The 23,399-nt window shown below is 64.6% G+C and carries 18 protein-coding genes and 3 pseudogenes; 11 read left to right on the top strand and 10 right to left on the bottom strand.

Translation table 11 applies throughout. The annotated features are described in order from the left end of the window. Position 1: 1 nt before the first annotated feature. Positions 2–610 (bottom strand): helix-turn-helix domain-containing protein, encoded by a 609-nt coding sequence (locus HAP54_RS14220; protein ID WP_166300842.1) that lies wholly within the window; start codon positions 608–610, stop codon positions 2–4. Between the two features lie 606 nt (positions 611–1,216). On the opposite strand from HAP54_RS14220, the gene HAP54_RS14215 reads away from it, so the two are divergent. After that, the gene (locus HAP54_RS14215; protein ID WP_414646194.1) at positions 1,217–1,510 is read left to right on the top strand and encodes a hypothetical protein; all 294 of its coding nucleotides are present in this window, start codon (positions 1,217–1,219) and stop codon (positions 1,508–1,510) included. Positions 1,511–1,599: 89 nt separating this feature from the next. On the opposite strand, the gene HAP54_RS14210 is transcribed toward HAP54_RS14215, so the two are convergent. After that, complete coding sequence (locus HAP54_RS14210; protein ID WP_166300840.1) at positions 1,600–1,782, bottom strand: hypothetical protein; 183 nt, start codon at positions 1,780–1,782, stop codon at positions 1,600–1,602. A gap of 96 nt (positions 1,783–1,878) precedes the next feature. Continuing rightward, positions 1,879–2,880, bottom strand: a complete 1,002-nt coding sequence (locus tag HAP54_RS14205) for a glycoside hydrolase family 3 protein (protein ID WP_166300837.1) — start codon at positions 2,878–2,880, stop codon at positions 1,879–1,881. A 170-nt stretch (positions 2,881–3,050) separates the two neighbouring features. On the opposite strand from HAP54_RS14205, the gene HAP54_RS14200 reads away from it, so the two are divergent. Further along, a complete protein-coding gene (locus HAP54_RS14200; protein WP_224741933.1) occupies positions 3,051–5,111 on the top strand; it encodes an acetoacetate--CoA ligase in 2,061 nt (686 codons plus the stop codon). A 10-nt stretch (positions 5,112–5,121) separates the two neighbouring features. Here HAP54_RS14200 and HAP54_RS14195 read toward each other — a convergent pair whose 3' ends face one another. Then, positions 5,122–6,045 (bottom strand): LysR substrate-binding domain-containing protein, encoded by a 924-nt coding sequence (locus tag HAP54_RS14195; RefSeq protein WP_166300832.1) that lies wholly within the window; start codon positions 6,043–6,045, stop codon positions 5,122–5,124. 71 nt (positions 6,046–6,116) lie between these two features. Here HAP54_RS14195 and HAP54_RS14190 point away from each other — a divergent pair, with 71 nt between their 5' ends. The 3 genes from HAP54_RS14190 to HAP54_RS14180 are packed head-to-tail and all read left to right on the top strand — an operon-like array spanning position 6,117 to position 9,096. Next, positions 6,117–7,298 carry a DSD1 family PLP-dependent enzyme gene (locus HAP54_RS14190; RefSeq protein ID WP_166300829.1) on the top strand — a complete coding sequence of 394 codons (1,182 nt, stop codon included), beginning with the start codon at positions 6,117–6,119 and terminating at the stop codon, positions 7,296–7,298. Then, positions 7,295–7,951: an HAD-IA family hydrolase gene (locus HAP54_RS14185; protein WP_166300826.1), complete on the top strand. Its 657-nt coding sequence runs from the start codon at positions 7,295–7,297 to the stop codon at positions 7,949–7,951. Before HAP54_RS14190 ends, HAP54_RS14185 begins: the two co-directional genes overlap by 4 nt. Before the next feature lie 11 nt (positions 7,952–7,962). Continuing rightward, positions 7,963–9,096, top strand: a complete 1,134-nt coding sequence (locus HAP54_RS14180) for a threonine synthase (protein WP_166300823.1) — start codon at positions 7,963–7,965, stop codon at positions 9,094–9,096. Between the two features lie 39 nt (positions 9,097–9,135). Here HAP54_RS14180 and HAP54_RS14175 read toward each other — a convergent pair whose 3' ends face one another. Both HAP54_RS14175 and HAP54_RS14170 read right to left on the bottom strand, forming a co-directional pair. Further along, on the bottom strand, positions 9,136–10,329 hold the full coding sequence (locus HAP54_RS14175) for a serine hydrolase domain-containing protein (RefSeq protein ID WP_166300820.1): 1,194 nt from the start codon (positions 10,327–10,329) through the stop codon (positions 9,136–9,138). 89 nt (positions 10,330–10,418) lie between these two features. Then, positions 10,419–12,058 (bottom strand): annotated as a pseudogene (locus HAP54_RS14170) (flavin-containing monooxygenase). A gap of 311 nt (positions 12,059–12,369) precedes the next feature. Here HAP54_RS14170 and HAP54_RS14165 point away from each other — a divergent pair. Continuing rightward, on the top strand, positions 12,370–13,272 hold the full coding sequence (locus HAP54_RS14165; protein WP_166300817.1) for a helix-turn-helix transcriptional regulator: 903 nt from the start codon (positions 12,370–12,372) through the stop codon (positions 13,270–13,272). A 33-nt stretch (positions 13,273–13,305) separates the two neighbouring features. Here HAP54_RS14165 and HAP54_RS14160 read toward each other — a convergent pair. After that, positions 13,306–13,395, bottom strand: a pseudogene (locus HAP54_RS14160) (aldo/keto reductase); the annotation flags it as partial. Next, complete coding sequence (locus HAP54_RS14155; RefSeq protein WP_166300814.1) at positions 13,392–14,573, bottom strand: MFS transporter; 1,182 nt, start codon at positions 14,571–14,573, stop codon at positions 13,392–13,394. The gene HAP54_RS14155 and the pseudogene HAP54_RS14160, both read right to left, overlap by 4 nt. Positions 14,574–14,671: 98 nt before the next feature. Between HAP54_RS14155 and HAP54_RS14150 the strand changes: the two genes are divergently transcribed. Further along, the gene (locus HAP54_RS14150; protein ID WP_166300811.1) at positions 14,672–15,628 is read left to right on the top strand and encodes a LysR family transcriptional regulator; all 957 of its coding nucleotides are present in this window, start codon (positions 14,672–14,674) and stop codon (positions 15,626–15,628) included. Positions 15,629–15,657: 29 nt separating this feature from the next. On the opposite strand, the gene HAP54_RS14145 is transcribed toward HAP54_RS14150, so the two are convergent. Continuing rightward, positions 15,658–16,407 (bottom strand): class I SAM-dependent methyltransferase, encoded by a 750-nt coding sequence (locus tag HAP54_RS14145; RefSeq protein ID WP_166300808.1) that lies wholly within the window; start codon positions 16,405–16,407, stop codon positions 15,658–15,660. Between the two features lie 248 nt (positions 16,408–16,655). Between HAP54_RS14145 and HAP54_RS14140 the strand changes: the two genes are divergently transcribed. From HAP54_RS14140 to HAP54_RS52475, 4 genes are all read left to right on the top strand, one after another. Further along, the gene (locus HAP54_RS14140) at positions 16,656–17,975 is read left to right on the top strand and encodes an Hsp70 family protein (protein WP_166300805.1); all 1,320 of its coding nucleotides are present in this window, start codon (positions 16,656–16,658) and stop codon (positions 17,973–17,975) included. A gap of 138 nt (positions 17,976–18,113) precedes the next feature. Next, positions 18,114–19,706 carry an ABC-F family ATP-binding cassette domain-containing protein gene (locus tag HAP54_RS14135; protein ID WP_166300802.1) on the top strand — a complete coding sequence of 531 codons (1,593 nt, stop codon included), beginning with the start codon at positions 18,114–18,116 and terminating at the stop codon, positions 19,704–19,706. 1,138 nt (positions 19,707–20,844) lie between these two features. Continuing rightward, the gene (locus HAP54_RS14130) at positions 20,845–21,333 is read left to right on the top strand and encodes a DUF5681 domain-containing protein (protein WP_166300319.1); all 489 of its coding nucleotides are present in this window, start codon (positions 20,845–20,847) and stop codon (positions 21,331–21,333) included. Further along, positions 21,330–21,755, top strand: coding sequence for a DUF5681 domain-containing protein (locus HAP54_RS52475; RefSeq protein WP_224741267.1), 426 nt, complete (start codon positions 21,330–21,332; stop codon positions 21,753–21,755). Before HAP54_RS14130 ends, HAP54_RS52475 begins: the two co-directional genes overlap by 4 nt. Positions 21,756–21,988: 233 nt before the next feature. Here HAP54_RS52475 and HAP54_RS14125 read toward each other — a convergent pair. Further along, positions 21,989–23,331, bottom strand: a pseudogene (locus HAP54_RS14125) (IS1380-like element ISBdi2 family transposase). Between the last annotated feature and the right edge of the window lie 68 nt (positions 23,332–23,399).

Raw genomic sequence — 23,399 nt, 5'->3', positions numbered from 1 at the left:
CTCAGGCGGAGTGCAGCAGAGCCTTGCGGACGAGATCGGCGGTGTTGCGCGCACCGAGTTTGCGCATGGCCTCGGCGCGATGGCTCTCGAACGTGCGCGGGCTGATGTTCATTCGCAGCGCGCCCTGCTTGTTGGAGTAGCCGTCGCTGATCAGGCTGAGCACCTCACGCTCGCGCTTGGTCAACGGCTTGCGGCCGGCCTCCGGCGCGAACATGATTTCGGGCGACCTTGAACCCGCCGGCTTGTCGTCCCCCGGCGGCTTGAGATCGGCGGCCGGAATGGCGCTCGGATAAAGATCGGAAATCTGCTTCAGCATCGCGGACACCCGCTCGGTCTGCTCAAGCGCGTTCTCGATCACCTGGCGTAGATAGACGCCGTTGCCGGGGGCGTGCGCGAACTGATGGCTGTGCTGCTTGAGCTCATTCATATAGAGCAGCAGCGCCGTCACGGGTCCGTTGAACTGGCGGACGATCGCGGCGCCGGCGTCCGTGGTTACCTGCGCCCGCGGGGCGGCGGCCTCCGGAAGCTCAAGCGGCGGCGTTTCGAGCGTTGCGGTTCCACCCACCCAGGTCGGAAGGCGCGCCTCGGCCCGATTGTCATGTTGCGTCATAAGTATGGTTTACCAAAGGTGAACTTGTGGCCGCGTTAACGCGGGACTCCGTAAAACTACGGGTGACGCAACTGTGACCTCGGGCCCCGACCCGCCAAGCAGGCGCAGATTACCGCTGATTTGGCAACGAAAGTCGCATATTCGAGTCGAATGACAGTATTCTTACGGGCCCCGCTTTGGGTTGCACTGGGCTACACCAGCGCCGCTGGCTCGGCCCTCAGGGGCGCCGGGACCGAAGGAACTTCTGCAGGAATCGTCCCGAAAGAACGAACCTGAACCACCAATACGCCATCCGCTGGGTCGACATCGATCATCCCTCTGGGCATTGGAATGGCATCGGCATACAGCACGTCGGCGCGTTCGCGTGTGAGGCAGTTCACATCGGCCCGACGCGACCGGTCAGGCGAATGTCAATTTACAGCCCCGGCAGGCGCCCTGATGATCGCCGCCTCTCGAACAACAACAAGGGCGCGGCAATGCAGCGAGGGCGGAACCGATCCTGGATGACAATGGCGGCGCTGACCGCAGCACTGCTGGTCAGCACCACCGCGCGGTGCCCAGACCCCGCCGACCGGCGATGCAACGCCGACGGCGGACAACGCCGTGATGCTCACGATCTTCTTCAAGCATGATCAGTCACGCCCGCTCAGCGAGCTGAATGCCCAGCTGGAACGGCAGGGCTTCTACAAGGCGTTTCCGCCCGAAGGTGTCGAGGTCGTCAGCTGGTACGTGATGATGGGTGTCGGCCAGGTGGTGACACTGCGGCTGCCGGCATCGCGGTTGCGCGAGATCAACCGCATCATCGAGAACAGCGCGTGGGGCGCCTATCACACCGAGTTCTACCCGACCTATGACTACAAGGCGATCGGGATCGGCAATCACGAAAAGGCAAAGCAGTAGCTGATCGCATCAGGCGTTGGAGCCGCGGCCGCGCGCCGGGCTTGCCGGTTCTGCTGAAAACCGGCCCACGACTGGATTTGTCCCGCTATCTACGCGTGGGCCCGCGAGCGCTGGCTCAGCCGCTTTGCCAGGATCCGCAGATCTTCGCTGCGCCCGCTGCAAAGCAGGCGGGTGAATTCGTCGGGATCAATAGAGGCAGGCGGAAGATCGGCGGGGTTGCGGGCGGCGCGGCGCAGCCAGGTCAATCGGAAGAGACGCTTGAGCATCTTCATGGTTGTTAGCCCCGATGAGCGTCAGTGTTAAATCGCGGTCATGAAATTTGGTTCCGCCCCTTGTGGTCGCTCGGCGCAAAATTTGGTTCAACGCCATCAGGAGAGCAATGCCTTGCGCTTTTGTACGCGCGCAATGGATCGCTGCACCGCGGCTTGATCGAGCGCCCCGTCCTGCACCGCACGCGCGACCGCCGCGGCGATGCCGGCCATCTCCTGCTCCTGGTCGAACAGATTGTTGCCGATGCAGATCATATCCATGCCGGCGGCGATCGCCTGCAGGCTGGCCGCGCCGGTGCCCAGCGCCTTCTGCAGCCCCTGCATCTGCATGTCGTCGGTGATCAGCAGCGTCTCCGGCAAGCGGCCCCGGAGCCGGCCGATCCCTTTCGATGACAACGTCATCGGATGCTGCGCGTCCCACTGGCGGACAATGGCGTGGCTGACCAGCACCGCATCGCCGAAGGTGTGCGGCGCCAGCGCATAGAACAGCTCCTCCTGCTCCGGCCGCAACGCATCGGAAATGTCCATGAACTCCAGATGTGAATCGACGTGCGCGCCGCCGATGCCCGGAAAATGCTTGAGGCAAAGCCCTATGCCTGCCTGCCGCGCCGCGGCGTCGACCAGGCGGGCATTGGCCTCGACCTCGCCGATATCGGCCGAATAGGACCGCTTGACCCTGCCGATATTGGGATTGTCAGGGTTAAAGTCGACGTCGATGACGGGCGCGAAATTGTAGCGGATGCCGAGCCGACGCAGCTCGCGATAGCTTGCTTGCAGGATGGCCTGCTTCTCAGGGATGGCGAGCAGATTGAAGTCCTTCGCGCTCGGCATCGGCTGAAAGCCAAGGCCATCCTTGAGCCGGCGCACCAGACCGCCCTCCTGGTCGATGAAGACCAGCGGCCGCGACGGCAGCGCCGCGATCTCCGCGCAGAGCGACTGCACCTGTTCAGGCGACGCGACGTTGTTGTCGTATTGCCGGGTCTGGCAGGAATAATCGAACAGGATCACCCCGCCGAGCCCGAACCGCGCGGCAAATTCGCTCAGCCAGGGCGGGACGACCTTGCCGTAGAAGCCGAGGATGAAGAGTTCTCCGACGAACATCGCAGCTCTCTATCGGATGCGCACGGAATCGACCGTGCAACCGACGGCATAGCACGCTGCGACAGCGGTAAGAATATGACGCAAGCCGTGGCTCGACTGCGTTCCCCGTGCCTGCGTCACCATGTTAAGACAGCGCCCGCACGCCATCTGGCGCACGCCACGACAAGAAAATCCGGAAACCGCCCATGACTGCACCTTACGTCCCGCAAATGGCCCTTTACCGCCAATGGCTGAAGCAGACGCGCGGCCTCGTGTTTGCTGACTTCGAGGCGATGCGGCGGTGGTCGGTCACCGATATCGACGCCTTCTGGCAGAGCGTCTGGGATTATTTCGATCTGCGCTCGCCGACGCCGCATTCGGCAGTGCTGGCCGAACGCAAGATGCCGGGCGCGGTGTGGTTTCCCGGCGCTTCGGTGAACTATGCGCACCAGGTCTTCCGTCATGTCGCGCCGGCGCACGCGGCAGGCCTGCCGGCGCTGATCGCGAGCGGCGAGGACGGCAGGCTTTCGGAAACGAGCTGGCCCGAACTGCGGCGCAAATCGGCGGCGCTGGCGCTGCATCTGAAGGCCAACGGCGTACGCCGGGGCGATCGCGGCGCCGCCTATCTGCCGAACATCCCCGAGACCATCATCGCGTTTCTTGCGACCGCGAGCCTGGGTGCGATCTGGAGCGTCTGCGCGCCCGACATGGCGGCGCCCGCGGTGATCGACCGCTTCAAGCAGATCGAGCCGAAGGTACTGATCGCCTGCGACGCCGTGACCTATGCCGGCCGGCGCCATGACCGGCAAGGCGTGATCGAGGAGCTGCGGCGCGCGCTGCCGACGGTGCAGCACGTCATCCTGCACAGCGACGCCGCGCCCGCCGAGACGCGGCTGTCGTCCATCCTCGCGGGCGAGAGTGCGGAGATCGACGCCTTCGAGCCGGAATGGCTGCCGTTCGATCACCCGCTCTGGATCGTCTATTCCTCAGGCACCACGGGATTGCCGAAGCCGATCCTGCACAGCCATGGCGGCATCATCGTGGTGGCGCTGCCGCTCTCGACGCTGCACAACGACATCGGCTGCAGCTATCAGCCGAACTCGTTCGGCGAACGCTTTCATTGGTACTCGTCGACCGGCTGGATCATGTGGAATTGCCAGGCCAATGGCCTGCTCAACGGCACGACCTGCTGCATCTTCGACGGCAGTCCCGGCGGCAGCAAGGACAAGCCGGACTGGACCACGCTATGGCGCTTCGTCGCCGATGCCAAGGCGACCTTCTTCGGCGCGGGCGCGGCATTCTTCGCCAATTGCACCAAGGCAGAGATTGATCTCGCCGCTGTCGGCGACCTCTCTGGCCTGCGTACGCTCGGCTCGACCGGCTCACCGCTCAGCGCCGATACGCAAGCCTGGTTCAACCAGCGCTTCGCCGCGCTTTCGAAGCGCAACGGCAACGCCGCGCAGGCCGATATGTGGTGGGCCAATATTTCCGGCGGCACCGATTTCGCCGGCGCCTTCATCGGCGGCAATCGCGAACTGCCGCAGACGCCGGGCATCATGCAATGCCGCCTGCTCGGCTGCGCGGTGGAGGCCTTCGACGAGCAGGGCCGCGCCGTGATCGACGAGGTCGGCGAGCTCGTCTGCACCGAGCCGCTGCCCTCGATGCCGCTGCGGTTCTGGAACGATCCCGGCGACGCGCGCTATCTGGCGAGCTATTTCGAGACCTACCCCGACAATTTCGACGGCTCCGGCCGCGGCCCGGTGTGGCGGCATGGCGACTGGCTCAAGATCAACCCCGACGGCTCCTGCGTGATCTACGGCCGCAGCGACGCCACCATCAATCGCCACGGCTTGCGGATGGGCACCAGCGAGCTCTATTCGGCGATTGAGGCGCTGCCCGAGGTGCTGGATTCGATGGTCGTCGACCTCGAATATCTCGGACGTGACAGCTACATGCCGCTGTTCGTGGTGCTGCGCGAGGGCGTTGCCCTCGATGCCGCGATGAAGGCGAAGATCAACAAGGCGGTCGAGGCCGGGCTGTCGCGCCGCTTCCTGCCCAACGACATCTTCGTCGTCGCGGAAATTCCGCGCACGCTGTCCGGCAAGAAGCAGGAACTGCCGGTCAAGAAGCTGTTGCTCGGCCATCCCGTCGAGAAGGTCATCAACCGCGATGCGATGGCCAATCCCGGCTGCCTCGACTGGTATCTCGACTTTGCAAAAGGCTATCTGAACAAGCAGGCCGGCGCGGCGTAGGCGATCGCAGTCATCGCTGCCTGCCGCGCCACGGCGGCGGCGAGAGGCCGGCGCGCAGGTGCTCCACGAAGGCCTGCGTGCGCCGGGCCCGGCCACTGCGGCCGGGGTTGAGCAGCGCAACGATGTCGGCCGGCGGCAGACGGTGGTTCGGCAGGACACGCACCAGCCGGCCACAGGCGAGGTCCTCGGCGACATCCCATTCCGACCTGACGATCAGGCCGTGATCGGCCAGCGCCCAGGCCTTCACCACCTCACCGTCATTGCTCGACAGCATCGGCTCGATCCTGATGACATCAGGCGCCGCCGCGGCGCGCCGGCGCGAGAACCGCCAGAGCGTCACGTCCTCCTCGTTCTCGCGCAGCGCGATGCAATCATGCCCACGCAGATCCTGCGGGCTCGCCGGCGTTCCACGGCGCTTCAGATAGGCCGGCGAGGCGCAGAGATAGCGCTCGTTCGGCGCGAGACGCAGCAAGCGAAGCGTGGAATCCGTCAAGGCGCCGATGTGGATCATGACGTCCCACGCACCGGCAGCGGCACGCGCCGGCCGATCGGACAGTTCGAGCTCGACCGATACGTCGGGGTGGCGGGACCGGAGGGCAGCAACGACCGGGGCGATGTAACGCCGCCCGAAGCCGAGCGGCGCGAGGATCTTCAGATGGCCCGAGATGGTTCCGCGACGCGCCTGCAGCGCTTCGGTCAACTCGGTCGCCTCGTCGAGCAGCGCGCCGCCGCGCAGCACCAAAAGCTCGCCCTCATCGGTCAGCGTCAGCCGCCGGGCCGAACGGCTGACCAGTTGAACGCCCAGCCGCTGCTCGAGGCTCTGCAGCCGCTGCGAGACCGCCGATGCTGTCACGTCGAGCGCCCGCGCGGCAGCCGCCAGCGACCGAGCCGTGGCGATCGCTGTGAAAAAGCGGATGTCGTCGGTCGAGATCATTAAGTTCAAACTTAATATAGGAATGACATTGGGTAAATTGCGCTTAGCATGGAAACGGCTAGTCTCGCCGCATGTCATCCGCTCCTGTTTCGACGACAACGCATCCCCTCGCCGGGATCGAGACGCCCTGCCTGGTCCTCGACGAAGATCGGATGCTGCACAACATCGCGCGCCTGAAGACGCGGCTGGCGCGGCTCGGGGTGCCGCTGCGCCCGCATCTGAAGACCGCGAAATCAATTCCGGCGGCGCGTGCCGTGATGGACGGCCCAGGCGGCCCGGCCGCGGTCTCGCCCCTGCAGGAGGCCGAGGTGTTTGCCGCGGCGGGCGTGAAGGACATCCTCTATGCCGTCGGCGTCGCGCCACAGAAGCTCGATCGCGTGGCCGCGCTGCGCCGGCAGGGCGTGAACCTGTCCGTGGTGCTCGACAGCCTGGAGCAGGCGGCCGCCGTCACCGCAATGGCGCGCATGACCAACGACCGTATTCCCGTGCTGATCGAGATCGACTGCGACGGCCACCGCGCCGGGGTCGGCGCGAGCGACCCGCTGCTGGTCGAGATCGGCCGCGCACTGCATCAAGGCGATGCCGAACTGCGCGGCGTCATGGCCCACGCCGGCGAATCCTATTCCTGCCGCAGCGTGGCGGCGCTCGAGCAAGCCGCCGAAGAGGAGCGCGCCGCCGCGGTGGCCTGCGCCGAGGTGCTGCGTTCGGCCGGACTGCCGTGCCCCGTGGTCAGCGTCGGCTCGACACCGACAGCGCATTTCGCACGCCGGCTCGATGGCGTCACCGAAGTGCGCGCCGGCGTCTTCGTGATGTTCGATCTGGTGATGGCCGGAATCGGGGTCTGCGCGGTCGCGGACATTGCGCTGTCGGTGCTCGCGACGGTGATCGGCCATCGCGCCGATCGCCGCTGGACCTTCATCGACGCGGGCTGGATGGCACTGTCGCGCGATCGCGGCACCGCGAAACAGCCAATCGACCAAGGCTACGGCATCGTCTGCGACATCGATGGACGGCCCTATCCCGATTTGATCGTGACCGAAACCAATCAGGAGCACGGCATCATCGCCGTCCGCCCCGGCAGCACCGCGCCGCAGGTTACGCTGCCGGTCGGCACCAGGGTGCGGATCCTGCCGAACCATGCCTGCGCGACCGGCGCCCAGCACGACCGCTATCACGTCGTCTCGGCCGGCTCCGACGCCGTCAGGCAATGGGAACGGTTTCGCGGATGGTCGGAAGCGGAGCTCAGCCCATGATTCGAGCCTATGACGCCGTTCTGTTCGATCTCTTGACCGCGCTGCTCGACAGCTGGGTGCTCTGGAACAAGGTCGCGGGCTCCGACGAAGCCGGGCTGCGCTGGCGGGCCGAGTATCTCAAGAACACCTACGCCACCGGGCGCTATCGTCCCTATGAGGATCTGGTGGGCGAGGCCGCGCGCAATGTCGGGCTCCCGTTCGAACTTGCCGAGGAGCTTGGCGCACGCTATGCGGAGCTCGATCCTTGGCCCGAGGTCCGCGAGGTGCTGCGGACGCTACTCGAGGCCGGCATCGCGCTCGGCGTCGTGACGAACTGCTCGGAGCGGCTTGGCCGCATCGCAGCCGAGCGCATCGGCGTTCCTCTCGCTGTCTTCGTGACGGCCGAGCGCGCCGGCTATTACAAGCCGCAGCCACAACCCTACCAGCTCGCGCTCGACGAACTGCCGGTCCCGGCCAACCGATGCCTGTTTGTCGCGGGATCGGCGTATGATCTGTTCGGCACGGCACGTGTGCACTTGCCGACCTGGTGGCATAATCGGGCCCGAATGAACCTGCCGGACGGGGCGCCCGCCCCGATCATGGCTCATGACAGGCTTGCGACCCTGCCGGCTTTCGTGCTCGGTCGCGACGTGTCCGGCCAGCCCGCGACTTGAGGACTGAATTGATGCCATCACCCACCTACATCGACCCGCTCACCGGAAAGCTCTATCCGCTGGATGTCCCGCGCTGGTGCTCCGACGAGGGCAAGCCACTGCTGGTCACACCGCTACCGGGCATTTCCCGTGACGACATCGATCGCGGGACGCGGTCGCTGTGGCGCTATCGCGCGGCGCTGCCGGTCGAGATCAGGCAGCCGATCACGATGGGTGAAGGCTGCACGCCTGTCGTCGAGAAGCCGTGGGATGAGCTACGGCCGCACTTCAAGCTCGAATGGTTCAATCCGACCTCGAGCTTCAAGGATCGCGGCACCACGGTGATGCTCTCCTTGCTGCGCCAGCTCGGCGTCGATGCGGTGCTGGAGGACTCCTCCGGCAATGGCGGCGCCTCCGTTTCGGCCTATGGCGCGGCCGGCGGCATGCGGGTCCGAATTCTCGCGCCGGCCACGACATCGCCGATGAAGGTCGCGCAGATGCACGCCTTCGGCGCCGAGGTGCAGCTTGTGGAAGGACCGCGCGAGGAATCCGAGGCCGAGGCGATCCGCCAGTCCAAGCAGATTGTCTATTCCAGCCACAATTGGCAGCCGTTCTTCCTGCAGGGCACCAAGTCCTTGGCCTACGAGATCTGGGAGGATTTCGGCTTCACCGCGCCCGACAATATCATCATGCCGGTCGGCGCCGGCAGCAGCCTGCTCGGCTGCTATATCGGCTTCAAGGAGCTGCTGGCGGCCGGACAGATCGCGCGGCTGCCGCGCCTGTTCGCGGCGCAGCCGCTGAACTGCTCGCCGGTCGATGCCAGTTTTGCCGCCGGCCTCGACACGCCGGTCGATCGCGCGGTCCGCAAGACCATCGCCGAGGGCACCGCGATCAAGCATCCGCTGCGGCTCAAGCAGATGATCGCGGCGCTGAAGGAGAGCGGCGGCGGCACCGTCGCGATCCCCGAGGACGGCATCGTCGCCGCATTGAAGCGGCTCGCGCAGACCGGCCTGTTCGTCGAGCCGACCTCGGCCTCGGCCGCCGCCGCGCTCGATGTCCTGAAGCAACGCGGCGCGATCCGTCCGGCGGAGCGCACCGTCGTCATCATCAGCGGCACCGGCATCAAGGCGGCGTCGCTGATCACGGAGTTGCTCGCAAACGGCTGAAACGTCCTCAGCCGTGCGCGTGAGAGGCTGCGGGTTTCTCTAACCCGCCTTGCGCATCTTCAGGGCTTCGTAGAACGCCGTCTCGAAATTCATGTAGCCGATGAAGGATGTCGGGTCGCCGAACGGGAGGATCTGCGTCGCCCAGAATCCGCCGAAGCCGTTCTGCCGGTCGATCCAGTAGAACAGGTTGGCGAGACCGGCCCAGCCGAGCGCGCCGGCGGGGCGGCCGGTCGGGGCCTGCTCGTCATTGATCATGAAGCTCAGCGCCCAGGACTTCGATTGGCCGGGGAAGAACTCAGCGTCGTTGGCGAGCGCGGTGATCACGCCGGTAATGGCGGTGACCTTGTTGTTGCCGAGATGGTTCTTTTCCGCCATCCGCACGGTCTCCGGCTTCAGGACTCGGCCATGTTCGCCTGCCCCGTCATTCAGCCACATCCGGATGAAGCGCATGTAGTCGCCGATGGTGCCGTAAAGCCCGTGGCCGCCCATGTGGATTTCCGGATTGGCCGGCAGCTCGAAATCCATCGGCGTGAGCGAACCGTCGGCATTGCGGGCGTGAATGCCGGCGAGCCGGCGGCGCATCGCGTCGGTGAGCTCGAACGTCGTATCCTTGATGCCGAGCGGCTCGAAGATCCGCGTCCTGAAGACCTCGCCGAGCCGGCGGCCGGTGATCGCTTCGACGATCTGACCGCACCAATCCATGTTGGTGCCGTATTCCCATCGCTCACCCGGATCGAACAGCAGCGGGGTCATCAGCGACGCCTTGGACGCGGTGATGACGCTGGGCTGCCCCTTCTCCTGCGCAAGCCGGTTATAGGTGTGGTTGATGAAGTCGTAGCTCAGGCCTGCGCTATGGACCATCAGCATGCGCGTGGTGATGTCGCGCTTCGGCGGTCGCAGCCTTGGCTCGCCCTTGTCGTCAAAACCTTCGATGACCTGGAGCTTGCCGATGTCGGGCGCATAGGTCCTGGCCGGCGCGTCGAGATCGAGCTTGCCCTCCTCGACGAGTTGCAGCACGGCCGTCCCGGTGATCGCCTTGGTGGTCGAGAAGATCGCGAACACGCTGTCGGTCGTCATGTCCGCCGCCTGGTCGAGGCGGCGCTTGCCGGCGGCGCCTTCATAGATGTTGCGATGGCGGTCGGTCACCATGGCAACGACGCCGGGAACGCGCGGGCTGGATGTCACGACGCCGTCGAGAATCGCATCTGCTGCCGCACTGAAATTCGTGCTCATTGTCTTCCTCCCATATTTGTTTGATGTGGTCGATCAGGAGCGGCGCCGCCGGTCAGCAACGACCGCGGCGCCGGATCGCGATCGCGGCTCTACTGCATGACAAATCCGAGATACCCGCTTGCGGCGACCTCGTCGCATTTCTGGCGGTAGGTGCCGACGCCGCCGCAGTAGGACAGCACCCGGCGCGGCTTGCCCTCGACATTCGAGCCGAGGTACCAGGAGTTGGTCTTCGCGATCAGCGTTGCGTTGGCGGTCTCGTCGTGATGCGCCACCCACTGATCCTCGGCGTCCCTGGTCGGCTCGATGACGTGGAGGTTCTTGCCGCGCAAATGCTTGATGCAGTCGGCGATCCACTCGACCTGCTGCTGCAGGCAGGTGGTCATATTGCAGAGCGCGGCCGAGGGCGCGAGCGGCACCGCGGTCGTGAACAGGTTCGGATAGCCATGGACCTGCAGGCCCATCGTGGTGCGGATATCCCGGCCCCAATCCTCCTTCAACGACCGTCCGTCACGACCGCGGATGTCGATGCGCGTCAATGCGCCCGTGCCGGCGTCGAACCCTGTCGCCAGGATGATGACGTCGAGCTCGTGAACAGTGCCGTCGGCGGTCTGGATGCCCTCGGGCGTGATGCGCGCGATCGGATTGTCCTTGACGCTGACGATCTCGACATTGGGCCGGAGGAAGGCTTCGAGGAAATTGCTCTCCAGCGGCACGCGGTGCGTGCCAAAGCCGTAATCCGACGGAATCAGCAACTCGCACAGCTTGGGATCCTTGATCCGCTCGCGCATCTTCTCGCGCACGAATTCGGTGATCTCGGCGTTGATGGATTCGTCGAAGAACAGTTCGGCGAAGGATGCCACCCACAATTTCAGGGATCCGTCGTTCCAGCAATCCTCGATCACCTGGCGACGCTGCTGCGGCGTCAGGTCGGCCCAGACGTGCTCGAAGTCGAATTCGAATCCGGTGAACGTCTTCGGCAGCCGTTCGGTAAGGAACTTGAATTTCGACTTGTATGCTTCGGCGTCCGACGCATCCCATTTCGGGTTCTTCATCGGGATGCTGTATTGCGGCGTGCGGATGAACACCTTGAGATGACCGGACTCTCCCGCGATCGTCTGGATCACCTGGATTCCGGTCGCGCCGTTACCGACCACGCCGACGCGCTTGCCGGCGAGCTCGATCGGCCCCTTAGGCCAGCGCGCAGTGTGGAACAGCTTGCCCTTGAATGTCTCCTGTCCCGGGAAGGACACGTGCGGGGCCGAGAGCATGCCGCAGCAGGTGACCAGGAACTGGGTGTCGATCACACCGCCCTGGTCCGTCGTCACCAGCCAGCGTTGCGTCGCTTCATTGAAGTGCGCGCTCTTGACCGTGGTGCCGAACTGGATGTCCTTCTTGAGGTCGAGGCGGTCGGCGACGTAGTTCAGCCAGCGCTCGATTTCCGGCTGCCCCGGGAACCGCTCGCTCCAGCTCCAGCCTTTGTAGAGATCCTCGGAAAACAGGTACTGATAGGTGTGGCCTTCGGAATCGAAGCGCGCGCCGGGATAGCGGTTCCAGTACCAGGTGCCGCCGACGCTTGATCCGGCATCGATCGCCCGGACGTTCAGTCCCTGCTCCCGCATCGGAACAGCTGATAGAGACCGGCGACGCCGGCGCCGACGACAACGGCGTCGAGCTTGGTCGTGGCACGCGCACCATTGCTTCCATTGGACCTTGTGACGGCCTCGGTCATCGTTTCCTCCTGTGTTTTGCTTCACACACGCTCCCACCCCGCCGTGTCGCCGGACGATGGTGCGTTGCGTCAATTGGGTCTCGGCCGCACGCACTGTGCCGAAACGCAGGGCAGGCTACGGGCCGTTCGACCTGATGGCTTGGATGAAACCGACAATCTCTTGAACGCCGCCATTCAATCGAACCGCCGGCCATTGGTCGGCTTGGCAACCGGCGAAAGTGGCCTATTCTGCGCCCAGTCATCCGGCCAAGAAGCAGCGGTCAACTGCGCCAGGCATTCCAGGGACAGACTCCAAGGAGGAGGCTCGCGCGATGGGCCAGTTGATCACGGTCGAGGAGCTGCCGCGCTACGCTCCCGGTGAGCTGAAGCTGGATAGTGCGGCGGTCGGGCGGAACGATTTCCGGCTGCGGATTTTCCGTTATGCGCCGTCGGACATCTGGGTTCCGCCGTCGGCCAACTTCCTCCTCGTGCTCTATCGCGACGGCGTGACGTCGATGAACCGCCGCGTCACCGGCGCGTGGAAGCAGGATCACGTCGGTCGCGGCGTCACGTCATTGCTGACCCGCGCGGAGCCATCGAGCTGGCATTGGAAGAATGACATCGAGGTCACGCATTTCTATATCGCTCCCGCCCTCATGATGAAGACCGCGAGCGATGCCTTCGACCGCGATGCCGAGACGATCGAACTGCACGATTTGCTCAAGGCCGAAGATCCGATGCTGACCTGGATCAACGACCAGATGGTTCAGGAGGTTGCCGCAGGTGGTCCGGGCGGACGCCTGTGCTATGACGCGCTGGCGCTGCAGGCGAGCGTGCACATCCTGCGGAAATATGCGGCGATCGAATTCAAGATGCCGTGCGCGCAGGGACGTTTCAGGCCGGCGCATGCAAGGCTGATCGAGGACTATATCGAGCAGAACATCTTCCGGAACATCACGCTGGAGGAGCTGGCGAACATCTGCAATTGCACGCCGATCCAGTTCGCCCGCAAATTCCGCGTGCATTACGGCACGCGGCCACATGCCTATGTCCTGCGGCGCAAGGTGGAGCATGCCTGCCAGCATCTGCGCAAGGACCGCGTCGCGCTGAAGGAGATCGCCCTGCTGGCCGGCTTCGCCGACCAAAGCCACCTCAATCGCGTGTTCCGGCAGCACATGAACGTGACGCCGGCGGAATACCGCAGGCAAGTCTGCGAGCACAGCGCCGAGGCGTGAGACAGCGACGCCGGCGAACCTGCGACGGACTCACACCTTGTCGCGGCGGCCCTTGATCGCGGCGCCGAGAATCTCCTCCGACGCGCCGTTGCAATAGACGTCGGCGGTGTCGATGCGATTCACTCGGCCGGGCACTGCGTGGCGAGGACGACCGGTCGATCGAGACGCAGGCTCCACAGTGCGAGCAACAGCCCGATCGCGGTGATCAGCGCCGCCACCAGCGGCAGCGCGCCGAGGCCGAGGCCGCGATCGATGGTGACGCCGCCGGCCCAGGCGCCGAGCGCATTGCCGAGATTGAAGGCGGCGATGTTCAGGCTCGACGCCAGCGTCCGCCCTTCGACACCGGCGGCTTCGAGCACGCGAAGCTGCAGCGGCGCGACCGTTGCGAACGCCGCGATGCCGAGAATGAACAGCAGCGCCACCGCCAGTGCCTTGATCGAGACCACGGCAGCAAGCGCCACGAGGACGGCAGCGAGGCCACCGAGCGACACGAGCAGGGCCCGCGCAAGTCCCTTGTCGGCGAGCCTTCCGCCCGCGACATTGCCGATCGCGAGTCCAGCGCCGAACACCAGCAGGATCGGCGACACCGCGGCGTCGGAGAATCCGGTCAGCCGGGTCAGGATCGGCTGCACGTAGGTAAAGACCGCGAACAACCCACCGAAGCCGAACACCGTCATCGCAAGCCCGAGCAGCACCTGCGGGCGGCCGAGCACGGCGAGTTCATCGCGCAGCAGCGCCGGCTTGTCCTTGGCGCCGACATGGCCGGGCACCAGCACCGCCAGCACGATGAAGGCGACCACGCCGATCGCAGCCACCGCCCAGAACGCCGCGCGCCAGCCGAGCATCAGGCCGAACCAGGCGCCGAACGGCACGCCGAGCTGGGTCGCGACCGTGAGACCGATGAACATCGTGGCGATCGCCGAGGCGCGCTTGTCTTCCGGAACGAGACTTGTCGCCACGACCGAGCCGACGCCGAAGAAGGTGCCGTGCGCCAGCGAGGTCAGAATGCGCGCGGCCATCAGCAGTTCGTTGTTCGGCGCCAGCGCGCAGGCGGCATTGCCGAGCGTGAAGATCGCCATCAGTGCCAGCAGCACCGCCTTGCGCGGCATCCGTCGCGTTGCCAGCGTCAGGATCGGAGCGCCGACGAATACGCCGAGTGCGTAGCCGGAGATCAACAGCCCCGCTGCGGACACGGATACCTGCATGTCCGCGGCGACCTGCAGCAGCAGTCCCATGATGAGGAATTCGGTGGTGCCGATGCCAAAGGCACCGGCGGTCAAGGCAAGGACTGCAGCAGGCATGTGTCGCTCCGGATGAGGATTCCGCAATGCGACATAGCGAGGCCGCGCCAGAAGGATTAGAATGGCGTCAATCCAATCATTTGTGACGTGAATTCAAGATGGCCCGATCAGACACCAATCGCTCCGGCGAGATGGACGTGTTCGTCCGTGTCGTCGATCTCGGCGGCTTCACGGCTGCCGCGAACAGCCTGCGCCAGACGCCGTCGGGCGTCAGCAAGCTGGTCTCCCGGCTCGAGACGCGGCTCGGCACGCGGCTGGTCAACCGCACCACGCGCAAGCTGCAGCTCACCGAGGAGGGGCAGGCCTTCTATCAGCGCGCCCAGCGCATCCTCGCCGACATCGATGAGGCCGAACGCGAGGCCGCCTCCTGCGTGCCGCGCGGCCATCTCACCGTGAACAGCAATATCCCGTTCGGCATGCTGCATGTGATGCCGCTGCTGCCGCGCTTCATGCGCGAGCATCCCGACATCACGCTCGACATCGTGCTGACCGATACGCTGGTCGATCTGATGCAGGAGCGCGCCGACGTCGCGATCCGCGTCGGCCCGCTCGGCGCCTCGCGGCTGATTGCGCGCAAGCTCGGCACCAGCCGCATGGTGGTGGTCGCCGCGCCGTCCTATCTCGCCCGCTTCGGCACGCCGAAGACGCCGGCCGACCTCACCGCGCACCGCGGCATCGGCTGGACCTTTCCACGCAGCATCCGCGGCTGGCCGTTCCGCCGGGCCGAGCGGATCGAGGAAGCACTGCCGCCGCCGGTCGCCCGCGTCAGCGACGGCGAAGCGGCACGCCAGCTCACGCTCGGCGGCATCGGGCTGGGACGGCTGGCGCTATTCCACATCGGCTCTGATATCGAGGCCGGCCGTCTGGTGCCGGTGTTGCAAAACCTCAATCCCGGCGACCGCGAGGACATCCACGCGGTCTATGTCGGCCATGCCGGTCCGCTGCCGGCGCGGGTGCGCGCCTTCATCGATTTTCTCGCACAACACATCCGCATCGGCGACCCGGCGCTGCGCCATGGCGCCGATGGGCAATGGAAGATCGTAGCCGGCAAGTGAGGCATCGCGCGGCGATGTCGTGAACGGACCTAGACCCGCTTCAGCAAATAGAGATGCGTGACATAGGGAAACACCACCTCGTCAGCTTGGCCGAGACCAGCCTCACGCAGGACGTCGTCGACCTTGTCACGAAGGACCGCCTTTTCGGCGTCGGGAAGGTTGGCGACATAGCTCGTCGACACGACGCGCTCATAGACGCCCTGTCGCGGCATCCGATGCGGATGGTCCTGCACGATTTCCTTCTCGAGCACGAAGCGTGGATCGTTCAGGATCGAGCGCCAACGCCCCGAGCGTTGCCGTGGCGTATCTCCCGCATACTGCTCAATCATGACGGACAACGCGTCGACCCACGGCGCGCGGTCATCCCTGTTGTTCCAGACCAGCGCCAGCGTCCCGCCGGGGCGCAACAGTCGCGCGATCTCGGCGACGGACGGTTCGTTGTCGAACCAATGGAACGCCTGGGCGCAGGTGACGAGATCGACACTGCCGGTTGCAAGATCGATCGCATCGGCGCGCGTGTTGATCACCTCGATCCTGGCTTCGTTCGCCAGCCTGGCCGACATCTCCGCAACGGGCTCGACCGCGACGAGACGGGCGGTCGGGGACAGGCGTGGAAGCAGCAGCCGGGTGAACTTGCCGGTTCCGGCGCCGAGATCGACGACGCAATGCGCGGTTTGAAGTGGCAGCGCAGCGACAATATCGGCGGGATAGCTGGGACGGCCGGCCTCGTAAGCGGCGACCGCGACACGATAATTTTTGGCCGTGGGGTTGAGTGTCATCCGCTTCTCCTGCGCGCCATGCCGTGTGCCGTGAAACCCTGTCCGGCGGTATAGAGCAGCGGGCGCGCAGGACGGGAAGAGCGGGCCGATTCACGTTTCGCTGAACATCGTCATCTTGGCGTCACAGCCTGTTCCCTGGGCTGCGTCCTGCCCTGACGGCGTGCGCGCACGCGCGCCAGAAAGGGTTGGCAAGTCCGGCCAAAGCCGCTAAAGGTCCGCCCCCTTCACATCACAGATCCGAGCATAAAATGTCGAGCGCTCCGCCCGCCGTCTCGATTGGCGTCGATTTTGGCACCAGCAACACCGTGGTCGCGCTGTCCGATGCCGACGGCCGCGTCGAGGCTGTCAGATTCGACCATGGCGGCCGCACGCATAGCGTCTATGTGTCCGCGCTGTGCTTCTGGGAGGATCGGCCCGGCGCCGGCCTGCATCCGCGCGCCGAGGGCGGCCCGTGGGCTATCGAGCAATTCCTCGAGGGCCGCACGATCCATCGCTTCATCCAGTCGTTCAAATCGTTTGCGGCGAGTTCGGCCTTCAACACCACCCAGATCTTCCGGCAGCGCTACAAGTTCGAGGACCTGCTTGCGGCGTTCCTGCGCACGCTGACGCGGCATGCCGGCGAGGGCTTCGACCTCGGCGCGCCGACCATCATGGTCGGCCGCCCGGTGCGCTTTGCCGGCGGCAATCCCAATGACGAGCTCGCGATGCAGCGCTACCGGGCCGCGTTCGAGCGGCTCGGCGCCGGACACGCGCGCTATGTCTACGAGCCGGTGGGCGCCGCGTTCTCCTTTGCGCGCAGCCTCGACCACGATGCCACGGTGCTGGTCGCCGATTTCGGCGGCGGCACCAGCGACTTCTCGGTGATGCGATTCTCGCGCAAGGGCGGCTTGCTGCGCGCCGAGCCGCTGGGACACGCCGGCATCGGCATTGCCGGCGACACTTTCGACTACCGTATCGTCGACCACATCGTCTCGCCGCGGCTCGGCAAGGGCACCAACTACCGCTCGTTCGACAAGGTGCTGCCGATCCCCAACCATTATTATTCGAGCCTCGCTCGCTGGCATCAACTCGCGATGATGAGGGGCAATGGCGATTTGCGCGAATTGCAGCAGCTCGCGCGCGCCGCGCTCGATCCGGCGCCGCTGCACGACTTCATCACCATCGTCGACCACGATCTCGGCTTTGCGCTCTACCGCGCCGTATCCGACACCAAGGTCGCGCTGTCGAGCCGCGACCGCGTCGAGTTCCGCTTTGCCCGCGAAGGCATCGATATCGGCGCGACCGTGACGCGCGACGATTTCGAATCCTGGATCGCCGACGACATCGAACGTCTCGGCGCAACCGTCGACGAAGCGCTGGCAAAGTCCGGCATCACCGCGCGCGACGTGGAGAAGGTGTTCCTGACCGGCGGCACCTCGTTCGTGCCGGCCGTGCAGCGCCTGTTCGCCGAGCGCTTTGGCGCGGCGCGGCTGACCTCGGCAGACCAGTTCGAATCGATCGCCTATGGCCTCGCCTTGATCGGCCACACGCCCGATCCCGATCGCTGGACCTTCGCCGCGGCGGCGTGACAACGCGCGTCGCGCCTTGATCCCGGCTTAATACGCGACTACATCACCGCAATCATCAATCCGAGAGGATGCCGACAGCCATGGATTTCACCCTGACCGCAACGCCCATCAGCCTTGCCCACGGGGATATCCATCACCATGCCTGCATCGATCACGCTCTCGCATCTGACCCTGTCCGCGCCTGACGGCCGGGTTCTCCTTTCCAATATCGATCTCAGTTTCGGCCCTGAACGCACCGGCCTTGTCGGCAGGAACGGCGTCGGCAAGACGACGCTGCTCGACCTGATCGCGGGCCGGCGCACGCCGCACTCCGGCACGGTCTCGGTTCAGGGACGCGTCGCCATGCTGCATCAGACGGTTCAGCTGACACCGGACGAATGCGTCGTCGATCTGTTCGGTGCGCGCCACACACTGGCCGCCCTGCGCAGCGCCGAACAGGGCCTTGCGACCGCTGACGAGCTTGCGGATGTCGACTGGACGCTCGACACCCGCATCGCGTCTGCACTCGAGCGCGTCGGACTGAACGATGTGCTCGACGCGCCACTGACAACGTTGTCCGGCGGGCAAACCACCAGGGCGCGCCTCGCCGCGCTGACTTTTGCAGAGCCCGACTTTCTGCTGCTCGACGAGCCCACCAACAATCTCGATCGCGCGGGGCGCAAGGCGGTGATCGACCTGCTCGCCGACTGGCGCCATGGCGCCATCATCGTCAGCCACGACCGTGAGCTCTTGGAGAGCATGGATGCGATCGTCGAACTGACCTCGCTGGAGGCCAGACGCTATGGCGGCAATTGGAGCGCGTACCGCGCGCGCAGGGCCGTCGAGCTTTCGGCAGCAAGACACGATCTGGCCGATGCCGAGAAGCGCGTCGCCGAGATCGACCGCAAGGCGAGGGAAACGTCCGAGCGCAAGGCCCGCAAGGACGGCGCCGGCGCGAAGAAGCACGCCAAGGGCGATATGCCGCGCATCGCCGCCGGACTGCGCAAGGATCGCGCCGAAGATAGCGGCGGCGAGAACGCCCGCCTCGCCGAGCGCCGGCGGGCGCAAGCGCTCGAACTTGCCACCGCGGCACGGCAGCGCATCGAGGTGCTGCAACCGCTTTCGGTGCAACTGCCGTCGACGCATTTGCCGGCGAGCAGGATGGTGCTGCGGATCGAAGCCGCTGACGTCGGTTACACCGCGGACGCGCCGATCCTGCGTGGTCTCACCTTCTCCATGTCAGGCCCGGAGCGTGTCGCGATCACAGGCGCCAACGGCGCCGGCAAGACGACATTGCTCAAGCTCGTCAGCGGCGAGCTGTCGCCGTCGCGCGGCACCGTCGAGGTGATGACCCGCTTTGCAATGTTCGATCAGGCAGTCGGCCTGCTCGATGCGTCAGCCTCCATCCTCGATAATTTCCGGCGCATCAATCCGAATGCCGGCGAGAACGCCTGTCGGGCGGCATTGGCGCGATTCATGTTCCGCGCCGATGCCGCGCTGCAGGCCGTCTCGGGCCTCAGCGGCGGCCAGTTGCTTCGCGCCGGCCTCGCCTGCGTCCTGGGCGGCGTCACGCCGCCGCCGCTCCTGATCCTCGACGAGCCGACCAACCATCTCGACATCTCTTCCATGGAAGCGGTCGAGGCCGGACTGCGTGCCTATGACGGCGCGCTGCTGGCCGTGAGCCACGACGAGACTTTCCTCGAGGCGATCGCGATCGGGCGCAGGTTGGACCTCGCTGCGTATACCCGCTAGCGATAGACGGATTGTCCGGGTCCTCCCTCGGCACGGATCTGATTGCAGCCTGGCGGCCACGGTTCCCACCAAAATATCGAAAACAACCCCATGCAAAGTAGCCAGCGGCAATTGCTTTCACGCAATCAATAATTCGAACGATGCGGCTGATCAGAGAGTGAACAGCCGAGCACGCGTCGCCTTGGGGTAGGTGGAAGGCGCGGTGCTCGGCTGTCAGGCCGCGCGGCGGTGCGGCCATTCCGCCAGCCTCGCTCATCCCCATGAACGAGGCCGTCGGAGCTCAATCTCGCCTGTTGCTAAATTCGCGCCCTCGAATGGAGCGCGTTTCTCCAAAGGGCAAATGCGATGAAGCTGGCCAGCAACAAAGAAACGGCACCGACCGCGATCAAGAAATGCGCGAAGGCCATCTTGGAAAATCCCGATTGATAAGCGTTACGTGATGCGGCGCGAGATGCACCGCAGCCTGGCAATCAAATGCACTTCAGGAATTGATTTGCCCTGCCGGCCGCCGCCGGACAGCCCGAAAGGTGGCTGGCACTGCGCTCTGCCCACCCTTCGATTTCAGAGAGGTTGTCAAGCCACTCGGCTCTTCGCTGCCTGCAACCCAAAGCCAGACAGAACGAAGAATGGCGGTGGAGGTAGTCATCTGCGAACCGGTCTCAGCCAAAAATTCCCTGATATCAGGGAATTTACTGGGAAGATTCCCCTCCGGCCGGTCTATTTGCTGATCCTGATAAGCGATTGCCGCACAGATTCAGGCAGATGGGCAGAAGGCTCCGAAGATCCGGAGCAGGGAAATTTGCGCGCACGAGCAGGGAAATTGTCTCGCAGATATAGGCAATGTTCGTCTCCGACTTGAAAGTGCGGACCTATCAGTCTACATTCTGGTGCCTGAGATGGGTGATTGAGTGAGCGGCATGGGTCGCTAAATTCTCCCCATTGCGACAGAGAGCCGGCATGGGCCGGAGCTGATCTTAAGGTACCTCGACGCTGCATGGGCAGATTGCGCGGTTTCGGTTGATTCCCGGGGCCGCTTTTTTGTGCGCGCCGAGGCGACGGAGCCGATCGTCCTAGCCTCACCGGCAGCTTCAACCGCAAGCGAACCCTATGGAGATTGATGAAGCGCGGGAGAGCGATCATGGCAGATTCAGGCGATTACGAGGTCGGCTACGGGCGGCCTCCAAAATCAAGCCGGTTTAGAAAGGGTAAGTCGGGCAATCCGGGAGGCCGCCGAAAGAGAAGGGGTCCAATCAAAATCGATCCACTCGAGATTTTGGACGAGGTGTTTTCGGTCCAGAGAGGCGGTCAGACCAAGCAAATGTCAGCGAAGGAGATTGAGTTAAGGCGCATCCTAAAGAGGGCAGTTCAGGACAAGCATTTTCTATCAGTCGCTCATCTTCTCGCGTTGTTCGATAAGCATGCATGCACTGAACGGCCTCAGACAAGCGGAGTAGTCACCCTTCCGACCAACAGCATGCCCCATCGAATGGCTTCTTTAATTCTTGAGAAATTTCGGATCCCGCCGAACGATTGGAGAAAACGGCATATCTCCTGGGGGCGAAAGCAGTACGAGATGACAATGACAGACCACGAACGCGAATATGAAGCAGGAGGAATTCTCCCATGAGCGAGCGTAACGAGGTTGGAAGAGGTCGACCGCCTATAGGAAGGCAGTTTGGACACGGGCAGCGCCGCGCCCAGGGGCGTCCAAAGGGGGCAAGAGGTGAGAAGGCGATAGCGCACGATATTGCCAGGGAGATTCATCGCTTCCAGCGAAACGGACGCGAGGAGCAAATAACGACTTACGAGCTGCTCTTGATGACGATGCGCGATCTTGCGATGGAGGGTAATCTCAGAGCCGTAAAATGGTTGGACGATTGTCGCGCTCGCCTGAATCCTAACGGCGAAGAGGGAAGCTTGCTGCTGGTCCCGGAAGTCATGGAGCCTGAGGCCTGGATAAGACGCACTATGTTCGAAAACAGGTTCAAAACTAACCCAGAACTCTGGGACGATCCGCTATTAAGATCGGTTACTCCTCGCGAACAATAGGCGGAGAGCGGCGATGAAATCTGATCCCGATCTTTACGGGCTGTTCGGCGCTGAGACCGAGTTTAGCCCGTCCTATTCGTGAGAGTGCTTTTTTTAGTCCGATTGATGTGGCCGCACATCTGCTCTGACGAGGCGCGCGGGATTGCCTTCGGCTTTTCACCGCCTGACCGACCCGTACTTTGCAACGCGCTTGAGGTGTAGGTTGGGCGAACGGGGGGCGGACGCCCCGCCGGTCAAGGACCGAGAGGCAGCAGCGCGCCTGGCAAGCCGCGGATCAGGTCGGCTTCGGGACATGCCGCGGCAAACGCAAGGCGAATGCGGCTCGTGGTCTCGACGACACGGGCAGCGAGTTTCAAGAGACGAAGACGCAGCGTCGCGAACTCGGCTGTGGCCAATTCCCGGGCTTTGGGAATCGCGTCGCGCACGGTCAGCATCAGCCAATAAGCGGCGGTGTGGAGAACGAGGCGGACTTGATTGGCGAGCGCCGAACGGCAGCTGGTGCGATCGGAGGCGAGCTGTGTCTTATGCAGCTTGATCAGATTCTCGGCTTGGCCGCGCGCGCAATACAGGCTGTCGTAGATCCACTCGGCCGAGCCGACATCGAGGCTGGTGACGACGAAACGGATGTCGAGGCCGAGCATCGTCGCCTCAATACGGGCGACGGTACGCCGTTCGCGATCCCAGGACTTGGCCTTGTGGCGCGTCTCGGTATAGCCACGCAGAACCGGCAGGTTCTCGATGGCGCGTCGCGTGCGGATGTCGTCGGCGGCCTCGTCGAGTTTTCTGGCGAGCGGCTTGGTGCCGGACAGACCGAAGATGTAGTCGATGCCGTTGGTCTCGCACCACGCCATGGCCTCCGGCCGGGCATAGTGCCCGTCGCCACGGAACGTGATTCGCGTGTTGTGCCACCGCGTCCGGATATGCCGTATCAGGCGGCGCAGATGGGCACGCACCTCGACGCCGCCCGGCGTCTTGCCGGGCCGCAACACGACCGCCACGGGCCGGCTCTTCTCCGTGTCGTAGACGTGGATCGGCAGGAAGCAGCGTTCGTCATAATGAGCGTTGAACAGCGAGAGCTGCTGATGGCCGTGGACGACATCGCAGGTATCATCGATGTCGAGCGTGACGGATGCCGGCTCGCGCGGGTAGCTATCCATCCATGCGTCGACCAAAGTGTAGGTCAGTCGGATCACGTCGCGCAGGCGCGGAGCATTCTCCAGCCGCGACAGCGTCGGTTGGGAACACAGATCGCGACCCGTGTCCGGCAGCCGTCCGCAGGCCAGCTTGAATGCGGGATCGGACCGCAGATGATCGAGGTCGTCGGCGTCCTCGTAGCCGCAGCAGATCGCGAACATGCGCGCGCGGAACATATCGACAAGGCTGTGCACGACCCGCGTCGGATCGCGCCGATCCGGGAACCCCGGGCCAAATTGTCGGCCAAGCCGAGACGCCGCTCGGCCATCGCCAGAAGCATCACGCCCCCGTTCGAGGTCAGCCGACCGCCATCGAAGGCAGCTGTGACTTTCTTGGCGTGAACGGCTGGAAACGAGAAGGGCAGAATCGTATCATCGGTCATGGCGGGCGTGCTGTTCGCGGCTGAAGGTGATGGGGTTGGCTTTGCAACCGAATCCTACGCCGCATCAG

Source organism: Bradyrhizobium sp. 2S1 (genome assembly GCF_011516625.5).
Classification (GTDB): domain Bacteria; phylum Pseudomonadota; class Alphaproteobacteria; order Rhizobiales; family Xanthobacteraceae; genus Bradyrhizobium; species Bradyrhizobium septentrionale.
Note: the sequence above shows the minus strand (reverse complement) of the source record. Positions and strands in the feature narration are given on the sequence as shown.

Excerpts from the sequence above, each read along its gene's own strand:
- HAP54_RS14220 (WP_166300842.1), bottom strand. The coding sequence starts at position 610 with ATGACGCAACATGACAATCGGGCCGAGGCGCGCCTTCCGACCTGGGTG.
- HAP54_RS14215 (WP_414646194.1), top strand. The coding sequence starts at position 1,217 with ATGCTCACGATCTTCTTCAAGCATGATCAGTCACGCCCGCTCAGCGAG.
- HAP54_RS14210 (WP_166300840.1), bottom strand. The coding sequence starts at position 1,782 with ATGAAGATGCTCAAGCGTCTCTTCCGATTGACCTGGCTGCGCCGCGCC.
- HAP54_RS14205 (WP_166300837.1), bottom strand. The coding sequence starts at position 2,880 with ATGTTCGTCGGAGAACTCTTCATCCTCGGCTTCTACGGCAAGGTCGTC.
- HAP54_RS14195 (WP_166300832.1), bottom strand. The coding sequence starts at position 6,045 with ATGATCTCGACCGACGACATCCGCTTTTTCACAGCGATCGCCACGGCT.
- HAP54_RS14190 (WP_166300829.1), top strand. The coding sequence starts at position 6,117 with ATGTCATCCGCTCCTGTTTCGACGACAACGCATCCCCTCGCCGGGATC.
- HAP54_RS14185 (WP_166300826.1), top strand. The coding sequence starts at position 7,295 with ATGATTCGAGCCTATGACGCCGTTCTGTTCGATCTCTTGACCGCGCTG.
- HAP54_RS14180 (WP_166300823.1), top strand. The coding sequence starts at position 7,963 with ATGCCATCACCCACCTACATCGACCCGCTCACCGGAAAGCTCTATCCG.
- HAP54_RS14175 (WP_166300820.1), bottom strand. The coding sequence starts at position 10,329 with ATGAGCACGAATTTCAGTGCGGCAGCAGATGCGATTCTCGACGGCGTC.
- HAP54_RS14165 (WP_166300817.1), top strand. The coding sequence starts at position 12,370 with ATGGGCCAGTTGATCACGGTCGAGGAGCTGCCGCGCTACGCTCCCGGT.
- HAP54_RS14155 (WP_166300814.1), bottom strand. The coding sequence starts at position 14,573 with ATGCCTGCTGCAGTCCTTGCCTTGACCGCCGGTGCCTTTGGCATCGGC.
- HAP54_RS14150 (WP_166300811.1), top strand. The coding sequence starts at position 14,672 with ATGGCCCGATCAGACACCAATCGCTCCGGCGAGATGGACGTGTTCGTC.
- HAP54_RS14145 (WP_166300808.1), bottom strand. The coding sequence starts at position 16,407 with ATGACACTCAACCCCACGGCCAAAAATTATCGTGTCGCGGTCGCCGCT.
- HAP54_RS14140 (WP_166300805.1), top strand. The coding sequence starts at position 16,656 with ATGTCGAGCGCTCCGCCCGCCGTCTCGATTGGCGTCGATTTTGGCACC.
- HAP54_RS14135 (WP_166300802.1), top strand. The coding sequence starts at position 18,114 with ATGCCTGCATCGATCACGCTCTCGCATCTGACCCTGTCCGCGCCTGAC.
- HAP54_RS14130 (WP_166300319.1), top strand. The coding sequence starts at position 20,845 with ATGGCAGATTCAGGCGATTACGAGGTCGGCTACGGGCGGCCTCCAAAA.
- HAP54_RS52475 (WP_224741267.1), top strand. The coding sequence starts at position 21,330 with ATGAGCGAGCGTAACGAGGTTGGAAGAGGTCGACCGCCTATAGGAAGG.